At 42.8% G+C, this 21028-nt stretch carries 10 protein-coding genes; all 10 read right to left on the bottom strand.

Annotation, left to right across the window (positions count from 1 at the left end; all coding sequences use genetic code 11):
- Nucleotides 1–1131: a DNA cytosine methyltransferase gene (locus BLS44_RS02465; RefSeq protein ID WP_090388415.1), complete on the bottom strand. Its 1131-nt coding sequence runs from the start codon at nucleotides 1129–1131 to the stop codon at nucleotides 1–3.
- Nucleotides 1121–1681 (bottom strand): hypothetical protein, encoded by a 561-nt coding sequence (locus tag BLS44_RS02460; RefSeq protein WP_090388414.1) that lies wholly within the window; start codon nucleotides 1679–1681, stop codon nucleotides 1121–1123. The genes BLS44_RS02465 and BLS44_RS02460 overlap by 11 nt, the downstream gene beginning before the upstream one ends.
- The gene (locus BLS44_RS02455) at nucleotides 1659–2747 is read right to left on the bottom strand and encodes a PD-(D/E)XK nuclease family protein (RefSeq protein ID WP_090388413.1); all 1089 of its coding nucleotides are present in this window, start codon (nucleotides 2745–2747) and stop codon (nucleotides 1659–1661) included. The genes BLS44_RS02460 and BLS44_RS02455 overlap by 23 nt, the downstream gene beginning before the upstream one ends.
- A complete protein-coding gene (locus BLS44_RS02450; protein ID WP_090388412.1) occupies nucleotides 2744–8791 on the bottom strand; it encodes a DEAD/DEAH box helicase in 6048 nt (2015 codons plus the stop codon). Before BLS44_RS02450 ends, BLS44_RS02455 begins: the two co-directional genes overlap by 4 nt.
- Complete coding sequence (locus BLS44_RS02445; protein ID WP_090388411.1) at nucleotides 8788–11589, bottom strand: hypothetical protein; 2802 nt, start codon at nucleotides 11587–11589, stop codon at nucleotides 8788–8790. The genes BLS44_RS02450 and BLS44_RS02445 overlap by 4 nt, the downstream gene beginning before the upstream one ends.
- Nucleotides 11590–12150: 561 nt before the next feature.
- Nucleotides 12151–14433, bottom strand: a complete 2283-nt coding sequence (locus BLS44_RS02440; protein ID WP_090388410.1) for a DUF2357 domain-containing protein — start codon at nucleotides 14431–14433, stop codon at nucleotides 12151–12153.
- A gap of 1 nt (nucleotide 14434) precedes the next feature.
- On the bottom strand, nucleotides 14435–16306 hold the full coding sequence (locus tag BLS44_RS02435) for an AAA family ATPase (RefSeq protein ID WP_090388409.1): 1872 nt from the start codon (nucleotides 16304–16306) through the stop codon (nucleotides 14435–14437).
- A 157-nt stretch (nucleotides 16307–16463) separates the two neighbouring features.
- Nucleotides 16464–17042 (bottom strand): four helix bundle suffix domain-containing protein, encoded by a 579-nt coding sequence (locus BLS44_RS02430; RefSeq protein ID WP_090388408.1) that lies wholly within the window; start codon nucleotides 17040–17042, stop codon nucleotides 16464–16466.
- 205 nt (nucleotides 17043–17247) lie between these two features.
- Nucleotides 17248–17790 (bottom strand): dihydrofolate reductase family protein, encoded by a 543-nt coding sequence (locus BLS44_RS02425; protein WP_090388407.1) that lies wholly within the window; start codon nucleotides 17788–17790, stop codon nucleotides 17248–17250.
- A gap of 34 nt (nucleotides 17791–17824) precedes the next feature.
- On the bottom strand, nucleotides 17825–20962 hold the full coding sequence (locus tag BLS44_RS02420; protein ID WP_090388406.1) for a GH92 family glycosyl hydrolase: 3138 nt from the start codon (nucleotides 20960–20962) through the stop codon (nucleotides 17825–17827).
- Nucleotides 20963–21028 lie beyond the last annotated feature (66 nt).

Here is a 21028-nt window from a genome sequence, read left to right as displayed (position 1 = left end):
TTATTTTAAAGCTAGCTTTTTCATAAAATCCCATACTGATTTTCCTAATGCTTCAGCCATAGGCACAGGAACTCCATTTCCTATCATTTTAAACTTTTTTGATAAATAGCCTGGAGTAGTAATTACATACGAATCGTCAACTCCTTGAATCCTCAATGTTTCTCTAACAGATAGTCTACGGTGTTGATAGGGGTGCAGGTGCACTTCATTATTACCATAGCAAGCTGTAGGACTGTATTTGAATCTATGCAGGCGTTTAAAAGATGGCCGGTTCGTCTCCCCTTCCTTAATTGATCTAAGGTGGCGTTTATCTCCGTGCAATTTAAAATATTCATTTGCATTTGCAATCACTCCTTCCTTATCCTCGCTGACCAAACAAGATTCAACACACAACCCCACCGGAATACCAGAAGGCTGTACAGGTGTAATACCAAAGGTATTAGCTTCTGGCCATTTGTAGCCCGTTTGGGCACCAGCATGGCCCGCATATTTTTCAAAAGGAAACCAATCGCTTGTATGCTCAAATTCACTTACGTTGAATTTACTTTTATTTATACCTACAACAAAAATCCGTTCGCGCGATTGAGGTACACCAAATTCCAGGCTATTTAATACTTTCCAGTCTATCAAAAAATCATCCTTCATCACGTCAAGAAGCTCAAAAAAATGTTTGGCATTCTTTTTAACCTTTATTAACCCGGTTACATTTTCCATAATAAAAAAGGACGGTTGCAGTTCCAGGATTTTATAAAGGTATGCATCTGTCAGCGAGCCTCTATCACCTTGAAAACCGTTCAAATTACCATTAATACTAAAATCCTGGCATGGCGGCCCTCCAATTATTCCAAAATGGTGCGGTTTTTCTTTGAAAGCTTCTTCAAGGATAGTATTATTTTGAATGTCTTTTATTGAATTTTGATTACTTATTGCACATTCCTCTTCCCTTTTCAAAAGGCCTCTTTTTTGCTTCCAAGCAGTTATGCCTTCACGGTAAAAAACAGAAAATTGCTTATCAATTTCATTCGTCCACAGAATATTAAACCCAGCAGCAGTAAATCCCATATCCAGGAAGCCACCACCAGAAAAAAATGAAAGAACCGGCAGATTATGTAACTGTAACTTATTTGGCATGCTTTACTGATTCTATATTTTTTCTATTTAAAACCTCAATAGGCAGTATTGTAAATACTGCTTTATAATTTTGAAAGCGTATACCTCCTCTTGTTTTCCAAACTGCTACTAAATCTTCCATCTCATTCAATCCATCATAACCAGGAGCTAATACACCTTGGAATACCCGGTCAAACCCTTCATTACCCTTGGAAAACAGCAAAATAAGTGGATATTCTCCTTTTAAATAAAAATTGTTAAATATGGATCTTAATGCCTGGTTACCGGGCAAATCGTGTATTTCTTTCCCGGGAGACTTATTATCTCCAAAATAAATTAGTTTATTATCTATTACCTCATCAGGCCAGTCTTTGTCTTTCAATGTGGTATAAAGTACTACCAATTCGGGGGTAGCAGCAGTGCCCGAAAAGCGAATGCCAGCTTGATTCCCTACTGGTAAGAGCTTGGATATGGGCTCACTTGATAAATTAGGAGCTGCGCCACCTTTATAAGTTGCTCCTTTTATCAAATCTGCATTTTTTAATAATTCAAATGGTATTATCTTGTTCATAAATCACTGTTGTACTGGTAGCTGCGTATACAAAATCTATTGCCTCTTTTCGTAAATTGTAAATACTGATTCTTTTATTTTTGACATTATTAAGTGCGTCAAATTTTTCACCAGAGAAATTTTTTATGGTCAAACGCTGTTCCCCATTTTGTAAAAACACACTTACGTTTCCATTCTGAAATTTTCTGACATCATTAATTTTGCCTGCGACATCATTATAAGTAAAATCTGTTTCGAGTTTTTCCTGAAAGAAAGAACAAGCTGGTCTGTACAAGCAATACCTGCAATTTTCTTCTTCAGGAATTGCTGAAAATGATTTTGTATTTACGCAATCATTCGTTGTTTTTAATAGATTTTTTGCCTCGTCAAAAATTGCTTTACATTCTTCTTCTGAAAACTCAACAGAAAACTTTTGCTTTGCTAAGTCGACCAAACTTAAACTTGTTGGAAATTTTTTTGTGTTCTCAAAATATAAGTAAGCGTAAAGCTTGAGTTGTTCCTTGTATTCATTTTTAACATCAGAAAGAATTGCGCCTTCATCATCTAAACAATCTTGTGCAATTGCTCCGGTTTTAAAGTCAATAATTTCAATATTGTTTCCATTTTCAATTATCAAATCAACTTTTCCGCCAATCAATTTATCTTGTGATTCAAACCATTTTTCAGAATCAAATCTTACATCGCTTGAAATTATCGGTTTTTCAGGTTTGCTTCGTAAATGTTTTTTTAATTGAATTTTCTTTAATCCAAAATTCTTCAACTTTATTTTTAGTGGAACGAAAAAGCCAAAACCTTTATTTTGCAAATCATCTTCAAGTGTTTTTATTTGTTTTTCAAATTCAGCATTAAAATCATCTTCGCTTTCTACAATTCCTTTTACCATCAGTTCAAGCATGTTGTGCAGTACTGTTCCAAAATAGGCGCTTGCCGAAAGAGGAAGTAGCGGCTTTTTGTCAAACGCTTCTGCCAACAACGATTTGTAAGCACAATTTTTCATTGAATAAAATTGGCCTGGCGAAATCCGTTTGATTTCCTTGAAATTTATATCTCCAATTTTATTTATCATCTTGTTATTAATCTTTCGTAACACCAACCCGGCCTGCGATGCAAGTTGAATGTGTCTATTATGCTAATTTTTCCTCCATTACTTTCAGTATGTTCTTTGATTTCATTATAGATTTCAGCCAACCAATTTGCCTCCGTGAAATTTCTCATATTCCAAAAAGGGTGAACAATCATTATTACATTTCGTTGATTTCTTCCCCACTTGATAATTGGCAAACCATTTATTTCTGCTGCATTTGAGAACCCAAAACTTTGAGAAAAGCCATTTCTCAATTCTGTTGCAAAATCAAGCCAATTTTGCACTTCAACAAAGTTGAAATTTCCGTCAGCGCCACAAACAAAAGTTGAATCACTCATTACGCGAAGCATTGATAAGCCCAAACGCCAATCAAGCAAGCTGTGATAATTCATATTCCGGAACACCTTCAGGCAATCGTAACACGCATCATCACATTTTTCTTGGTGAGTTTGCGAATGAATTTTCCCTAAATAGCTATTTGCGGTACTTGGATTTATTGCTTCTGAAAGCAGGTTTGTGAAATTGTCGTACAAAAATCTCACAAAACCAGAACCATTTGGCAATTCATCAGTCAAAATAATTTCCGCAATCCTCCTATTAGTTCCGTCTTCAAGTATTTTCATTGAAATATCAGCAATTTCAATCTCCGTTGGGTCAACGTCAAGTTTGTCAGCTAAAATCCGTTGCAGTAAAAACGCTGCTGAATAATATCCCGAACGTACTCCGTTACTTTGTGCTTTAACGTGTGGTAAATCGGTTTCACTAAAAAACATATTCAAGTCAAGTTCCAAAGGAACAGTTGACGGTGCAATTCTGAATATCTCGGTGTTTTTATTGCTTGCTAATGCAATTTGCTCTTCTGTACTTGTTGCGTTTTGTTGAACAAACATTGAATGTCCGTTGCTGTCATTTGTATTGCCTGAAAAATCATTCAACAACCATTGATTATTAAACCAAAATCCGTTTTGATTGAAAGGGAATTTGTTGTTTGTATTGTAAAGTTTTCCTGTAAAAAATCTATCAGAATTTGTGTTTACACGCCAAGTAACATCATTATCAGAGATAGAAATTGAAGCATTGATTTTTATTTCTGTATTTGCTGTACCGGTTTTTTCCGCGAAAATTGGCGGACGAGAAAGTAAAAATTCTGAATCATCTTTTGTATCGCTACCCGCCGAAAGGTTTGTTCTGTATGCTCTTGGTGATTTTAGCATAAAAGGTCGCTGATACTTGTCAGGATTATCTTCGCCACAATTCGGGCAAGTGTCAAATTCGTTTCGGGTTTCCTTGTCTGTTTTTTCTGTTTCCGAATACGTTTCAAAAAATCCGCAAGCCCTGCAACGCACAAACCAACGGTTTAATGAAAACGGAAGTTGATTACCGGTTTCAACATTGGTTACAATTTGAACTCCATTTCTGCGTGTATTGATGAAATCACTTGTAAAACCAATTACTTGATGAATTGCCTTGTCTTTTGTCTTCTGCGCTCCCGGTGCAAATTCATAAATTGCCATTGCTTGCGCTCTGTCTATTGAAAGCGGTTCAAGTTTTCTGTTAATCCCATGATACAAGTTTTTAACTGTGGTTGGCATCCCGAACATTGGCAAAATACCGCCTTCGGCAAATTTTTCAGAAATATCATTTGTCGCAATTTCTTCGTTGTTAATAATGCTTTGTGCTTTTTCAATCAAACCATTTGCAGTTGTGATGTCTGCAACCCAATTGATAAATTCATCTCTTTTGTTTTTTAGTTGTTCTGTCAGCAAGGCATCAACTGCTTGTCCAATAGCAGTTCTGTTATTGTTTATCCAATCTGAAATTTCTATTTTATAAGAATTCCAACTATCAATAGAACCAAATTCTCCGTGAACACTTGACTTTTCGTCAGAAGTGACATCAATACGTTTTTCAACGTATGCTCTGCGTAAAATTTCTTTTGCAAGCAAGCGTTTAAAAATACGTTCTTGTCCCATTGTCAAAAATGGTGTAGGTGGTGCATCGCCTGTGATTTTTTGAGGATTTGCGAAGTAAAATTCATCGTGGCTTCTACCTCTGCAAAAAGTCAAAATCACAGAATAGGCTTGTCCTCTACGACCTGCACGACCAACTCTTTGTTGATAATTGAAACGCTGTGGTGGCATATTTCCTAGCATCACGGCTTGCAATGCCCCAATATCAACTCCGACTTCAAGCGTTGTTGTTACACTTAACAAGTCAATCGTTTTTACTTGTTTGTTGCCTTCATCGGGCAAAATGATATTTCTGAAATGTCTTTGCCTTTCAAATTGGTCGTCTGTTTGCCCTGTAAGTTCTTCGCAATGCAAACGGATTGGCGGACGTTGTTGTTTAATGGCATTGTACGAAAGATAATTTTCTTTCCAAATATCATCGCATATTTTGCTGTGCGGTGTTTGTAATGCTGTAACAGAATGTGTGCAAATGCCGCCACTAAAATGCAAATGCGGCCTGCTTCCTCTTTGGCTTGTCCAAACTTTATCAGTTGCTTGCGCAACTTTGATAAAAAGATTTTCAATTTGTATTCCTTTGTCACCGGTTATTAAACGGCTATCGGAAAGTGTTTTAAAAACTGCTTCACCAATTTGGGCTTCCTGCTTTGAAAATCTGTCGGCAACCGCTTTGATATATTTTTTTACTTGTTCGGGAAGATTACTATACTGAATAAAATTAAATGGATCGGCATCTTCAATTTTGTTGTGTTTATACTTGTCGCCTAAAATCCGGATTGAAGAATTTACGATTTGTAGAAAATCATCTTTCGCTAAGGCAACTGCTCTTGCTTGGTCTGTGATAACTTGTATTTCAGGATTTATACAAACATATCCCAATGCAGAAGATTCAAATGAATAAAACAACGAACCGAAAAACATTATAGCAAGTTCACTAAAAGTACCTTCTTTTAAATCGTTGATATATGTTTGGTCTGCTCCGTTTGCCCATTGGAAGTTTGTAAAATCAATAAGGTCATACCAAGGAACAAAGTTGCTGTTCAATAATCTTGTTTGTAAAGAAATATCGTTACCACCCGGATTTATCCCTAATTCAACAAAGTGCTTAACAAGTGGTGCAAGATTTACAGAATTTGTAATATCAACTAAACTTCTTATGTTGAGCGTAAGCAAACGGATCTCGTTTAGTTTTGAAATTGCTTCTTGTTTCTCTCTTACACGATTTGCGTTTGTTCCTGTATAACCTGAATTTTCAACCAAGAATTCAATTTCATCAAAAATTGTTTGCGATTGTTGTTTTAATTCTTGTTGTCTTGCGGTATTTCCATCGTCAAAAGCACTCACAATTTGAAAACGGAACATTAAGTTTGAATGTAATTCATTCACTAAAATTTCACGCATTAAATCAGAAAAATGATTGCGTTCAATTCCGTTTGCTATTTGTGCCGCATCTTCCCGGCTATCAGAAAATACAACTAATTTTCTTTCCGCTTCATTGCTCGGAAGTTGATACATCAATTCCTTTGCAAACATTTGGGTTGTTTTAGCGAAACCGGTTCTGAAACCACGAATAGAAGAGGTTTTGCTTTTATCCCAGCGTTGTTGTCTTTTTTGATGATTTATTCCACAACTTGGACAAACACTTGGTAATGCTTTGTGTGTTTCTATTGTGGAAATGTTTCCACTCGCATCTGGTAAAGCAATATCACGATTAGAATTGTTAGTTATTATGAAATAATATCCTTTTATCCAATGTGCTGATGTTTCTGCATCGGTTGCTTTATTGTGAGAATTATCAATATCTCCCGAAATGCAGTTGAGTGATGCAGGAATCCAATTTGCTTCAAAGTCGCCTTGGTTAAAACCATTTACAGTAGGTTGTCGCCAATAGTTTTGAGAAATTCCTGCACCCGCATCGTGTGGTGTAAATGGTTGGTTGCCACAAACCCAAAATACAGCGTATTCTTGATAGCTTCTTTTTTCAACCAATTTTGCAGGTGTTTTTTCAGGAATACCTTCAATGTTTGGACTAATTGGAAGCATTTCAAAAGAATTATTCCCTGATTCATTTCTTGTTACTAACCGGCTGCCGCCAAACAATGTTGTTCCACAATTATCACAATAAAGTAATTCTAATACACGGTTCCCTTTTTCTGAATTTATCCGTGTAGTTGAATAAAGTTTTCCGGTTGTCCGTTCATTATCGCTGTAATTCGTGTCAACATCATCGGCTTTTACAGAAGCCCAAACACCCTCAATGTTTCTGAAAAAATAATGGAATCTAAAGCGTGGCAATTTTCTATCGTCAGGAATTTTGTCTGCAACAGATTTGAATTGCGGCCCATCTAACATTGCTCTAGCAATCAACAAACCTCGCAAAGCGTTTTCTAAATCTTCTTTACTGTCGGTTGTTTCAAAAATTGTTTCAGCAAAATATTTTCCGTTTATATCATCTCCATTTGCCTGAATTGAACAAACAGCTTTGTAATCTTGACAAGGTGAAAATAACCGTTCTTTCAGTTGGAAATTTGGATCAGTAATTACTGAAAATAATTTTGAGATTCCATTTTCGGTTTGTTCAATGCTAAAAGCCGCAGCAAGTTCTGTTGCTGCATTTTCACAAGTTGAAATGAAACTCGTGTCTTCAATATTTCCTTTTACTTCTGAAAATTTTTCTGCAATTTCCTTGAAAGCTTTGATTGGAAGTTTTGTTCCGCTTTCAGGAAATGCGGTAATCGGATTATTTTTCCCTTCAATGATTTTGAATTTTTGGTTAAAGTGGTCGTGGCTTACTCCAAAAAAATCACACACAAAATTTTTGCTTGCTTCGTCCCCTGCTTCTAATGAAGCACTTGAAGCAAGAATGCGTAATTGTGGGTGATGTGGGTGTAATCCTAAACGGTTAAGCACCAATTTGAGCAAATACGCAACCTCTGTTCCTTGTGTTCCTCTGTACAAGTGTAATTCGTCAATGATTAAGTGAAAAATATTATTTTCGTTTTCTTCTAACCATTGCTTTGTTTCATTAAAAATTCCCGTGTCAATATCCCGCATTAGCATTATGCTCAACATTGAATAATTGGTAATCATAATGTCGGGTGGTGCAACTTGCATATCAAACCGGCTTCTCATTTCTGCACCATCTAAGCGTTGAAAAAATGATTTCAAATCTTTCGCGTCACTTCCTGATTTCCCTGTTTGTTGAATGTATTGTTCAACACGCGTTGAGTCGGTTTCAATTTGTTGTAATTGCTCTTTAAGCTGATTTACCTTTCTTGTGTTGATTGCTAATATGCCGTCATCTTTTATTTTTTTCAGTTCCCCGGCAACAGGCGAACTGCCGTTATACCGTCCAAAATAAATTGCATTACCGTTTGCGTTTTCACTTAACCAATCTCTTGTATCGTCAGAATCTAACGCTTTGCGTAAACGGCTCATTTGGTCTTCCACCAAAGCGTTCATCGGATAAAGAATTAAGGCTCTAACTCCGGCTTTTCTTGTTTCGTGGTTGCGTTGTCTTACCGCATCGCTCAATGTATAATTTGAACTATTGACAATTTCTCTTGCTGAAAGCCCACCGTCTTCTTGCCACCAAGTATTTATGTTTGCTGATTTTTGATTTGGCTTTTGCCAATTAGTAAGTTCTTTTGAAAGTTGAGCAAACAATGGAAGTAAAAACGATTCTGTTTTTCCCGAACCAGTGCCGGAAGTAATGATACAGTTATTGCCGAGTAAGGCTTGTTTCAACATTTCGGATTGATGCGAATGCAATGGAAAATCCCCAACAAGTCCTGTGTTTACAAGTCCTTTAAAAGTGCTTGCTTCTGCTTCGCTTAAAGCATTTCCTAAATCTTCTGCCGTTATATCGCTTATTTTTTTGCCACTTGAAACATAATCTGGTAAAGGCTCAATCCACGGTTTGCGATAAAGAACCTTGTCGTAATTTAATAAATCATAGCGTTCTTTTTCAACGCCTTCAAACTTTGTTCCGAACGCTGTTTTTACATAGCGGATAAAATTTTCTTTTATGCTTTCAAATGAACCGATTGGGTCTTTCATAATATCGTATTTATTGCTGTTTGACCTAACTTTAATCTGAATAAATTTTGAGTAAAAATGCCAATTACATTTTCGTAAACTCTATATTTTTTGCCATTTATTTCTTTAAAATCTGGTGCTAATCCGCTCAACAACATAATGGATTCTGACAATAACCTTGGCAAGGGCATTGCAACAGGAATAGCGACTTTTTGGCTTGTATTATCAAACAAAATTTCATTCTTATTGAAATGCTTTAACGCTACAAATCTTCCCCAATTCATATCAACTTGGTAGCATTTATTATCTTTCCAAAGTTTGTGCTGATAAGTGTATTCGTTCAGTTTGTATTCAAGTAATGAAAATGATTTATCAAAGTTTGCAGTTTCGCTTTTCTCGAATTTCAAAGTATCAGGATTAAAAACATACCTTGCCCATCCATAATCGTTTTCATTAGTTTCTTGCAATGTACTTTCATAGTCTGCAATGTTTGCTGAAAAATCTTGAAGTGCTAATTGAGGAAAGTAATCATTTGAAAATTTTATCTGCAATTCGTCTGCCAACGCCTTTAAGTTTCTTTCTCCGTAATTTTCGCTTGAAGTTCCAAATGCTTTTATGGTTATTACATCAGGCAAAAGCAATCTTTCATTGGAAGAAAATTGTTTCGTAATTTCAACTTGCAAATTATGACTTGGCGCTTTTTCAATGATTATTTGTATCAATGCCGTATCTCTTGCACCAATCAGCAAAACTTTTCTTCCTTGTGTTGTTGGTATAAAAATAAATTGAGGCGGATTTAAAACAATGTTCTTTGTTTCATAGTCGTAGTCAAGTATTCCGATGAAATCATAAAAGTTTAATGATGCTCGTTTTAGTTTGGTAAGATTTATATTCTCTGTAATTGAAAACTCTTTTGAAAAGTAAAATTCAAAAGCCTTAAAAAATTCTTCGGTTGTAAGCATGCCTTTCAAGGAAAGAAAATTACAAAGGTTATTTCCGCCATGGTTATTAAATACAGCGGTTGAAACCGTTGTTGTGGTTTCTTGATTTGTTGAAGCAAAAATCCAACTTAAAGGGCAAAAAACTCTTTTACTTGGTTTCGTAGGATTAACAATGTTGCTGCCTAAACAATATTGCTCTGCATCAGTTATAATATTTCTTCCAAAGGAATTTCGTTTAGGCAATTTAGAACCGTCAACTTTTAACGCTGTGTTATCAGATGAAGCAAGATTGTATGCAAGTTCATTTCCCGCAAAATTTTCATTCTCAGCTTTTATATAAAAATCGGCATCTATTGCCGTTTTTCCGGGCAATAACCAACGGTTGTTGAGTGATGATTTTTTAGAAAGAAATATCTTTTCGTCAGTTCCTTTGTATTGCAAATAAACTTTTTCGTTTCCGTCTGAATTTACAATTTCAACTTCCGGCAAAAAGTCATTTGTGTAAGTTCTGAAACTCACTTTTAGTCCGCCAACTAATTCAATTCGTTTTTCGGTATAGAGTGTAAGAATCGAAATTTCTGAAAGGCCTTGTGTGGGATTTCGAAACCAAAACAAAGAATAATTTTCAGGCAAACCTTCAAAATCTTCCTTTTTAAAATTTCCACTACTGAATGTTTTTCCCCAATCTTCTATTGCTTTTTGTTTTCCATTTTTGCATAACAGAAACATTCGGTCTGTTTTGGAAAGAACATCTGTTTCAATCCAAAAATCATTACTTAACTGCTGTGTTCCTGCACTTACAAATAGTCTTACATCACGGTCAGGAAATTTTGCAATCCATTTATTGAAGTTGTCTTTGAGTTCAAGTCCTTCTTTAAAATTAAGCGGAAGCGTCTTTGACCAACCGTTTATTTCGTACAAATTTCCGTAGTCATCGAATTTCAAATCTTCCGGATAATCGTTAGAAGAATACATTCTGTACGAAAACTTAATTTCTTCGTCATTGGTATTTACTTTGAATTGAAGGAACAAAGGGGCGACGATGTAATTCCGTTTCTTTCGTAGCGTTGTTCCTTCTTCAATTTCTTCGTGTGTTTCGCCTGTCCATTTCCTATATTGGCGTTGTATGGTTTGAATGATAGAATTAGACAACTCATCATCTTTTTTCAAAAAGTCTAATGTGCTTTTAGGAATTAAATCCGTTCTGCTGTTTTTTATTTTTTCTTGTAAAAAACGGTCTTCGTAAAAAGTATCGGGAACTAAGCCGATGTATTCAAATAATTCTGGTAGGCGGTTTAAAAATTTTGGAGGTAGTACGCATTGCGAGAAAACTTTTCCAACATAAATCCAATTGGTATTTGTAAATGGCACAACTTTAAATAATCCTAAATCTCCGTTGTTTTTGAAATTAGCCCAATTTCCTAAATCACTCCATAGATAATTTATTTGGTTATTGCGGAAATCGTTAGTACCTATGATTTCATTTATTTGATTATTTCTGAGAAATCTGTTCAATCTGTCATAGTAATTATTCGTTCCGTATGTATTCTCAACACCTTCAATTAATGGAAGAACAATAAAAACAAGATAAGCAATATAGGGAGGATACTTAATTTCTATAGAATCAATTTTTACGAGATTTCTTTTGTCGTAGGCATACTTTGCTTTTGCAATTATGTTTCCGGTTGATCCTGGAATTCCACGTTTTATAGAAGTGATGAAATCCGTCCAAATTTTTTCTTCTGTTCCATCTGTAAAATATCGTCTTGCAATGTTGACAATATCATTCTTAGTTAAGTACAAATGAATGTATTTCCCTACGTTTGCAGAATTGAAAAAATATTCAGAAATTACATTATTCCATTGTAAATAGTTCATTTTCAAACCACTCCCTAATATATTTTAAGCTTTCCAAGCAGTTATCCAGCACAACATAAGTATTTGTTTTCCAAATGGCTGCTTGCTAAACAGTTGCGAAGCTAATTTACATGCTTTTCGTTTACTTTTCATTAAAAATTGCCGTTTTGTCAAATGTAAAATCTATAAAAGACTATTTCTACGGAAAACCGTAAAACTTCAGATATTCGTTGAACAACGGTTCATTATGTTCATACTTCACATTCGCGTAAGTGACGTCAGAAGGGTTTATTATTGCCTTTTGTTAAACCGTAAAGATTTCTCCGCTTGCTTCACTACGTTACGCTCGGTCGAAATGACATAGGGAGGATATTGGGCATTCTTCTTTAAACGCAAACCGGGTTTATAGCACGGATGCCCGCGTGAGGGATAGCAGCGGATACCCCGCTGAAGCCTTTGTGTGGTGGGTATTGTGGCGGAGTAGCAGCGAATAGCCCGACCCCGGCCGTGTGTGGGTCTGGTGTGCCGGCGGGCTGGGGGCACGCCCAAAAAAAAGGGCCCGCTACTGTGATGCCGATAGCGCTACTCCCGGCCCTGTACCACCTTCATGAACTGCGCCAGGGTGGCGGTAAAGGGAACCGCGGAGGCTCTGCCGGATGTATAGTTGGGCAGGTTTTTAAAGTGCCATTGCAGGTGGTGCAACTCCGGCTCCGGCACGGGCGCCAGGCGGATGACGAGGTAATGCGATTGCGTGGGGGAAGGATAGTTTTTGTCCAGCAGCTCCTGCCGGGAAAAGATCTGCGGGCCCTTGCTTACAATTTTCCACAGCTCGCCGGAGTGTTGCTGCCCCGCGGTATGCAATAATAAATACCGGGCGCTTACGGTGGGCGCATCCAGCACCAGGCCTCCTGCCCCGCTGCCGGTCCTGAAATTGTACAGGTGGTGCTGCCGGATCCAGGCCAGCTGTTCGGCCGATTTATAATAGCCGATGAGCACAAAACTATCGTCCGGCAACAGATCCCGGTTGGCACCATAGGGCTCCGGCAAGGGCTCGTTGAGTATATGGTCTTCCCCCGGCTTTTGCTTAAATACATCAAAGGTATGGTAGGCCCATTTTTCCCGCTGGGAACTGCGGTTGATAAAATGATCGATAATGGCGAGGATAAAGGCTTTTAAGGCGCCGGTGCCATCCTCCGTTTTGGAAGGCCGAACGGGAAAGGCGCCCAGGCCGGGCAGTATTTCATGAAAACCCTTACGGGTAAGGTCCTTATGCCCCGGGTACAGCACATAGGCCCCGCCCGTGCGCCGGATGGCATCCTTATAGGCATGCATTTTAAGCAGGTCCGCATTTTTATAAATGCCCTTGCTGTTGTCCTTTTTTTCCTGCGCCAGCGCGGCGTTGGAGGAAGGCTCTAAAAATTTATTGAGGTGATCAATTTTATACTTGGCATCAAAATGTATGTGCACGATGAGCTCCTGCAGCTCGGCCTCCGCCTCGGTAATGCCCGCGGGCCAAAAGGAAAGCGTATAGTCCGGCCGCATGTGCATAGTCCAGCTGCCGGCATCCGGGTAGGGTTTGCTGCCGCTAAAAGAACGGTTATAACTAAAGCGGATGGACAGCTTACGGCTGCCCGCATCGTACACCCCTTTTACGGGATAATGCCGGCCCTGTTTGAGCCGCAGGTTAAGCCCGTCTTCCGTTTTTTCGATAAGCTGACTGATATCCTCCGCGTTTAATTGGAACAGGGATTGAAAGAGCGACAGCAGCTTAAAGAACAGCCAGTACTCATACAGCGTGGCCACATCTTTTTTACCACCCTGGTACACATCATCGCCGCCCGTCCATACCAGTCGCGCTGCTGCATCAAACAACAGCCAGGTGCGCAGCACCTCCCGGTAGCCCTCCTTGCGCTGCAATACGGGGCTGTTGAGCCGGAGCGTGGTGGGTGCGGCAATTTTTGCAAAGAGGCTGTGGTGCAAAAAACCTTCCAGCGTGCGGATGAGCAAGAGTGATTCCTTATACAGCTTGCTTTGCGGGGCGGCGGCATTGTGCACTTCCGTACAAAATTGTAAGAACACTTCCAGCGCATGTTTTACAAAACGGTTCTCCGGTGTATCCACCGCGTCTGTTTTGCGCGTGGCCGCAATGCGCCGGGGCAGGCTGTGGAACCCGGCTTTTTTTAATGCCTCCGGGAGGATGGCCGGACTACCGCCTTTTAATAATTCCTTTACATGCGCATTGGAGAGACGGCGCAGCTGGCGCACATCCCGCGGTTCCGGCGCGTCTGCCCATTGGGTAACGGGTGCCGTAACAATGCGGTGAATGGCCTCGGCAAACTCGTCCGTACCGATCACCGATTTGATGAAGGCAAATTTTTGATAAAGGGTCTGACTGTTTTTTGTATAATCAATATCGAAATAATGCGCGGCCGGCGCGTTGGACTGCAACAGCAGGTCGGTACATTTTTCGGTGATCAGCTCCAGCATATCCCGGTAATCGTTGCGGTAGCTGGTTTTGGTGGATTGTACTTCCAGCTCGATGCTTGTAACCGGCTCCGGCTGGTGATTGTATAATATAGGAATGGTGAGCGTGCCGGTAAAAATATTGGGCGCCAGCGTACCCGTGTGCGTATTTCTTTTATGCGGGATGATGATGTTCTCCCCCACATCGCCCAACTGGTAATTGGGATGGTTGAACGCATAATCATAAAAAAAACCCTCCATCAGCTGGTACCGCGCTTCGTTATGTTCGGCCGCGTCCTCCTCCCCGTCAAACAGGGTATCGGGTTTGCGGGCATCGATGTACAGGCGCAGACCGGGAGCTACCTGATCCAAATGGAGTTCTATGGAGGACAGGGTTTTCATATCAGGCTTCGGCAAAGCTTGCAAACCCGTTGTCAATGGCGCCTTTGTACATCCGGGTTATTTTTTCCAGCGACAGGGGAAAGAGCACCTGTTCGGTTTCATAATCAAAATCATCGGTTTCAAACACCTCCTTTTCCACATTGCTGCCCTTAAAACAAAGTGCACCTAAAGTACTCAGCACGGGCGTTAGCTTGCGGCGCGATCCGTGCAGCTTGGGCAGGAGCTTTTGCATAATGGCCATATCCAGCTTTTGATTTAAGGAAAGGTTGTGATCGATCACCTCCAGTTGGTGCAGCAGCTGCAGGATTTCCGTAGCCGTACGGTAGCCAAATTCCGCACCGGTTTTTTTAAGCTCTTTAAAAAAGCTGATCAAGGTTTGATTGATATACGCGCGGTCTGCCCCCTGTGCCTGCCCTTCCTTTGCGCCGGCCAATGCCAGAAAGCTTTCCGCCCCGGAAGCCCCGGCAGCGTTGAGCGCCTGTTTGTTGAGCGGATGCGCAGTGTTTAAAAAAGCCATCATCTCCGGCGCCGTTACCCGGAACTCGATGGTATTGGCGCGGTCCAGCACTTTGGGACTGAACATATTGGTGGTTTCATCAATATTCACCGTGCCAATGATAAATAAATTTGCCGGCCATTTGATGGCAGCCGGAACACCCGATTTTTTTTGTGCACCACCTGCATGTAAGGAAATGGCTTCCTGCGATTCCATGATGCTGAGGAAATCCGCAAAGTAGCGCTCCACATGGCTCAGGTTCATTTCATCCAGGATGAGGAAACAGGGTTTAGTGGCATGCGCGTTCGCATACAGGAGCAGCTCCAGCGCGCCATTGTCTGGTTTTATATACTCCTGCTGATCCAACGCATTGGGATAGCCCAACAGCGGTTCCCGGTTCGTCCAGTCGGCCCCCACCGGCACGATGCAATACTGTTTTGCATCCTCACAGATCCATTGTACAAAAGCCTGTGCCAGCCGGGTTTTACCCGAACCCGAAAGCCCGGTAAGGATCACAAAAGGCTTGGCCAGCAACGCACCCACAAACCGGGTGACCAGCGCCGGGTTAAAGCTGAGACCGGTTGTATTCAGCGCTTCTAAAAAAGCGGAGAGTTGAAACTCCTGTTGCCCGGTGGTGGTGTGGGTGGTTGGCATATCGGTATCCTCCTGCATTTCGTTGTACAGATCAATAATATCCAGCAAGTCTTCCTCTATTTCATCCCGGTTTAAGGGATTGTTGGTGTTGTAGACTTTATATACATAGGAGCTGCCATAATTGGTCGGCTTGCCCAAATGATGTTCGGCAAAATATTTTGTGATAGTAGTAGGATTCCGCAGCTTCCAGTTGTTTTGCGGCTTGCCGGTATCCGGTTCGCCATAGGCGAGTATTAACAACCCGAGATCCTTATAGAAAAAATAGGCCGGGTAAATGCGCTCCTGCACACTGTTGGCTTCATTTAAAAATGCAATGCGGGGCACTTTTGCCTTATTGGCCCGCCCGAAGCCTACACTTACGTTGAGGTTGATAAAGCTTTTCTGATAGCTGCTGTATTTGAGGTCGTCGGTTTTTGTCTGCTCCAGGAAGCGGTTGAGCTCGCCAAAGTAGCTGGGCACTTCTTCCCTTTTTTCCACCTGGAAACCCATTTTGCTAAAGTAGGCCACCGCCTGCTGCGTGGTGAACGCATCCAGGCCCAGTTCCTGTCCGTTGGCGTATTTATTGGCCCCGGAGAGGATGTATTTGGGCGGGTATTTTTTGCCCTCCACCACCAGGTAGTACTTGGTGTAGAATCTCCGGGGCGGTATAGTGGATAGCTCCGTTTCCTGAACGGCTTTGAGGATGTCGGCGTTGGTGATATTTAAGGGGATGGGGGTTGTCACTGTGCTGTTTTAAAAGGCTAAATTTATGGTTTTCCGGTGATTGCTATAAATATACTAAATGTTTTTAATTTGACATACTTTCAGGGGACGGGAGGGACTGGGAGACGTTGGTGCTTACCCTTGCGCCTCATTTGTTGCTCAGTTCCCTGAGGTGTCATTACTCCGGTGGTTGCCTGTTCCTGTTTTGCAACCGGGCGCGGGTCATGCGCTCGCGGAGGCCGCCTTCGTTGAGAAAGGCTTTTTCCAGGGCGATTACCTGCTGTCCCAGCAGGTAGACCGTTACTTTTACCAGGCAACGGAGCACATTGGCGCTGATCTCAGGATCTTCATGTTCGATGGCTTTTTTAAAGGTATCGTAGCTCGCATTGGATGTCTGGTTGAGTTCATCAAAGCGCAGAGAAAGGCGATGGCTGCGAGGCCATTGCATTCGTTTACGGGTACGCAGAAAATCTTCATAATCCAGCAATAACTCTTCTAAGCTGGCGCGGGCTACATTGGTCAGCTTTATTTCCATTTCTTTTGAGGTGCCGGAAGCCATACTGGCTTCTGCAATGTTTTGCTTACCCGACCGGGCTGCCTGCACCATCTGATCAACAGTGCGGTCGTATTTATTGAAATACTTTCCGGTAAAAAATACGGTACCGTCGTAAATGATCCCGGCTTTTTGAAAAGTGATCAGGTGGCGGTAGCCGCCATGTAGGGGAATAAAGTCATGAAGGTGCTTTTGGTGTGTCATAGGTTGTGTTTGGTTTAAAATTACGAAGATATTTGGGGAAAGCGCTTTTTGAGATGGCTTTTAGTATTGAAACAGCATTTTCTGAGGGAGCATGCTGTGGCTTGGGCGACGGGGAGATTGGAGGGACAGAGCGGCTAATATGCTATACTTATCGTCGCAAAAGATTCATCTTTAACATCAGTGTTCGTTTTATTTATGCTCACCATTACCCGGCCTCGTAGATCAGCTGTACCACACCGGAACGGAAGGTATTGGTTTTCACCAGGTGCAGGGCCAGCCGCTCTTTCAGGTCTTCAAACAGGGGCTTGCCGCTGCCTAATGCGATGGGGTGTACGGATATGCGGTAAGTGTCAATCAGTCTTTCCCGGATAAAGGTTTTTATAAGGCCGGCGCCACCATACAGCCAGATATCGCCCCCACCCTGTTTTTTTATTTTAGTTACCCGGTTCACGATGTCATCACTAATAAAGGTGGCATAATCATCCTGCCGGGGCTGGGTGGAGAACACCACTTTCTTTTTTGAATGCACCGCCTTCCACAATGCCTGCTCTCCTGCAGGGGCACCGGCTTCGGGTTGATAGTTGCCCCATTGGTCATAGCTGACGCGGCCGTAAAATATGGTGTCAATCCCGGAGAGGAATCCATCAAAATCCATATCATCATCCATGATGCACCAATCTATTTCCCCGTTGGGGCCTTCTATAAATCCATCAAGGGTGGTGGCCAGGTCCAGGATCAGTTTTTTCATTCGATTTTTTCGGATAAAAATAAGTAATATCGGGTTACGGTTCTATACCCCACTGCTTATTAGGCTTACTGCCCATCTCCAGCTCCAGCGTGCCGCCTTTCAGCAATTCGCCGGCAGGGAAACGGAAGCTGTTGAGCACACGCCCGTTCAGCCGGGCGCGCTGTATGTATTTATTTTCATGCGAGGCGGCTGGTGCACTGATCACAAACTGCTTACCGCGCCCATAACGCCCACCCAGGTCAATGACTACTTTTTTATACAGCGGGCTGGCAATTTCATATTGCGGCACTACACTGCAACCCCCATCTGTCTGAAACAGGCCCAGGGCCGCCATCACAAACCAGCTGCTCATTTGCCCCTGGTCCTCATCGCCCAGGTAGGCATCCGCTACGCCATAACCATAATACCGGTCCAGGATGGAGCGGCTCCACCGCTGTGTTTGCCAGGGCTGCCCGGCCCAGTTAAAAAGGAAGGCAAAGTGCATGGATTGCTGGTTGCCCTGCACCACCGGAAAATCCCAGTACTGGTCACCGGGGGCATTATAGCGCCAGGGCTCGCTGGCTTCAAACCCTTTGGTAAGGCGACCGGTAAAGCGCTCTTTGCCAATGGCCCGGATCAAGCCCGGCACATCCTGCGGCACAAAATAGGTCAGCTGCCAGGCATTACCCTCCACATAATGATGGTTGGCGCCTGTTTTATACGGATCAAAATTTTGTTCCCAGGCACCGCTGCTGTACCGCAGGCGGGCATAGCCCGTGGCCGTATCAATAGCATGCTGCCACCAGTTGCCGCGGTCTTTAAAAAGGGCGGCTTCCGGCTTTTGCAGGGCCGTGGCCAGTTGCCCCACCGTCCAGTTATCATAGGCATACTCCAGGGTATTGGAAAACCGGCCTTTGTCGGCCGGCACGTATTTGTATTTTAAAAAGGCCTCAATATCCCGGTTACCGGCCAGGCCATTGCCCACCCGCTCCGGTTTTGAAGTAGCTGTTTTTACCACGGCCTTAAACAATTTTTCCGCATCATAGTCGCGAATGCCCATCTGGTAGGCGCTTACGAGCAAGGGTATTTCATGTTCGCCTACCATTACCGGTATATACTCCATCCCCGCCGGGCCCTTGGCCAGCCAGCCATTGGCATCAAACATGGCCAGCTGCGAGCGTACCCACCTGGCAGACCATTCCGGCGCCGCCAGGTTCCACAACTGGTTCAGGTTCCAGAAGGTGTTCCAGAACGCATCACAACCCAGCGCCGCATCGTCCGGCTTTTTTAAGTGTTGGATCTTTTCAGCAGCATCTACCCAGCGGCCATCCACATCGCTAAAGGTGTTCCGGCAAAAGCTGCGGTAGAGGTTGGTATAAAAACGCATCTTTTCCCGGCTGTCGTCACTGGTAATGGTAATGCGCCCCAGCAGCGCATTCCAGGTTTGGATATTGTGCTTCCGCACGGCATCAAAACTCCATCCAAAGGGGGTGCTGATCTCCTGCTGAAGGTTTTTTCGGGCACCAGCCGCATCCACATAGGAAATGCCCGTGCGTACCTGTACCGCGGCATTCCGGCGGGTATCAAACTCCGCATAGCAACCCATCCGGTCCGGGTGCTCCGCCTCCAGGTGGTTTTGACCGCTTATGGCATCATTGATCCAGCCGCCCATTTTTTTAATGGGCTGGTCAAACTCGATCCGGAAATACAGGGTATAATCCTGGTCCGCATCGGTAGACCATACCTGCTTCGATTGCTGCACACTATAGCCCTCAATGGTATGGTCATCTACCTGCGTAAGCGAGGCCTTCAGGATCTTATAATCATACTCGGCCGGTACCTTAAGATCGATCATCACCCTTCCATCCTGCTGTTGCGGATAGGTATACCGCTGAAAACTGCAGCGGGTGGTGGACGTCAGTTCCGCTTTGATGTTATAGCTGGTAAGGTCGGCTTTATAATAACCCAGCGGCGCTTCCTCCGTGGCTTTATTGATCAGCGACCGGTAACCCGTGGTATCGTTTTTCAACGCCGGCGCCTCTCCCATTTTTATTTTAAGCGTGCCATTCACCGGCAGCATGCCCAGCCCGGCCATGGTCCATTCATGCACATGGCTAAAGGTGCCAATGCTTTCAAATATGGGATCATACCCCGCCTGCCAGCCGGCATCCTGGTTATCCGGACTCAGCTTTACCATGCTAAAAGGCATCCAGGGCCCCGGGGCGATCATCCACCGCGAGTGCGCCGTACCCAGGAAGGTATTTACATAATCCGATGGCTGCACCAGCGGCTGCGGTCCACGCATAACAGCACCGGAAGCAACGGGTTTGCCATCTGCAAAAACCGTGTAGGCACTGTTAACCGCTTTTGTTACAGCCGGCATCGGGGCTTCTATGATCGCAGGCCCCTGTGCTGCTTTTTTATTAAGAATGGTTTTACCATCCAGCTTTACAACCAGCACCGGTCGGTCATCCGTATGCGCCACATCGATCAAAAGCGGCTGTACCCCTGCATTCAATTGCCAGGGAGCAGCTTTTACATCACGGATCAGTGCAGCGGTGTGCACCGGGTTCAGTTGCGTAGTGCCACCGCCCTCCATACGCAGGTCATCAAATACCAGCCAGGACCCTTCCAGGCTGGTTAACCGCAGTTCATTTACGCCCGCTTTCAGATCTGCTGCGGTCAGTGGAATGCTAATGGTATGATTCAGCGCATCCCGGTTATCGCCGCTCAATGCCGCTTCATTGCTTCCCTTTGGCAGGCGGAAGGTGAAGGAGCGCTGGTTCACGGTTACTTTAAAATAGGGCGGCAGTTTAAAATGGGTATGCAATACATCCACAATGAGCGTGCTGCCATGTGTTGCATCTACCGTTTTCAGATCAAACAATACGTTGAGCACCTGTGTGCGGATGCCGGCCGTTGGGCTGGTGCCGCCCCAGGCATCGGCGGGACCGGGCAATACATAGGGCCAGTCCTTACGCGGGTCGGATCGGCCAACGATGTACTGCCGGTTCTCCCATCCAAAATCTTCTTTTAAAAAATCCTGGTACCGCCCGGGTGCCAGGGCAAACTCCGCGGCGCTGTTGTCTTTTTTGCCAATGCTCCAGACCACCCGCTCCTGGCTGTTGCAGAGCAATGTTACCGTTGTAAAATAAATGGACAACCATGTTTTCAGCAATATATGTATATGCATGATGATAGATATTAGACTGCGTATTATTGCGCCGGCTCTGTACTGCTATCGGCTTTGCTTGCGTCG

This window comes from Niabella drilacis, assembly GCF_900101395.1.
GTDB classification, from domain to species: Bacteria; Bacteroidota; Bacteroidia; order Chitinophagales; family Chitinophagaceae; genus Niabella; species Niabella drilacis.
Note: the sequence above shows the minus strand (reverse complement) of the source record. Positions and strands in the feature narration are given on the sequence as shown.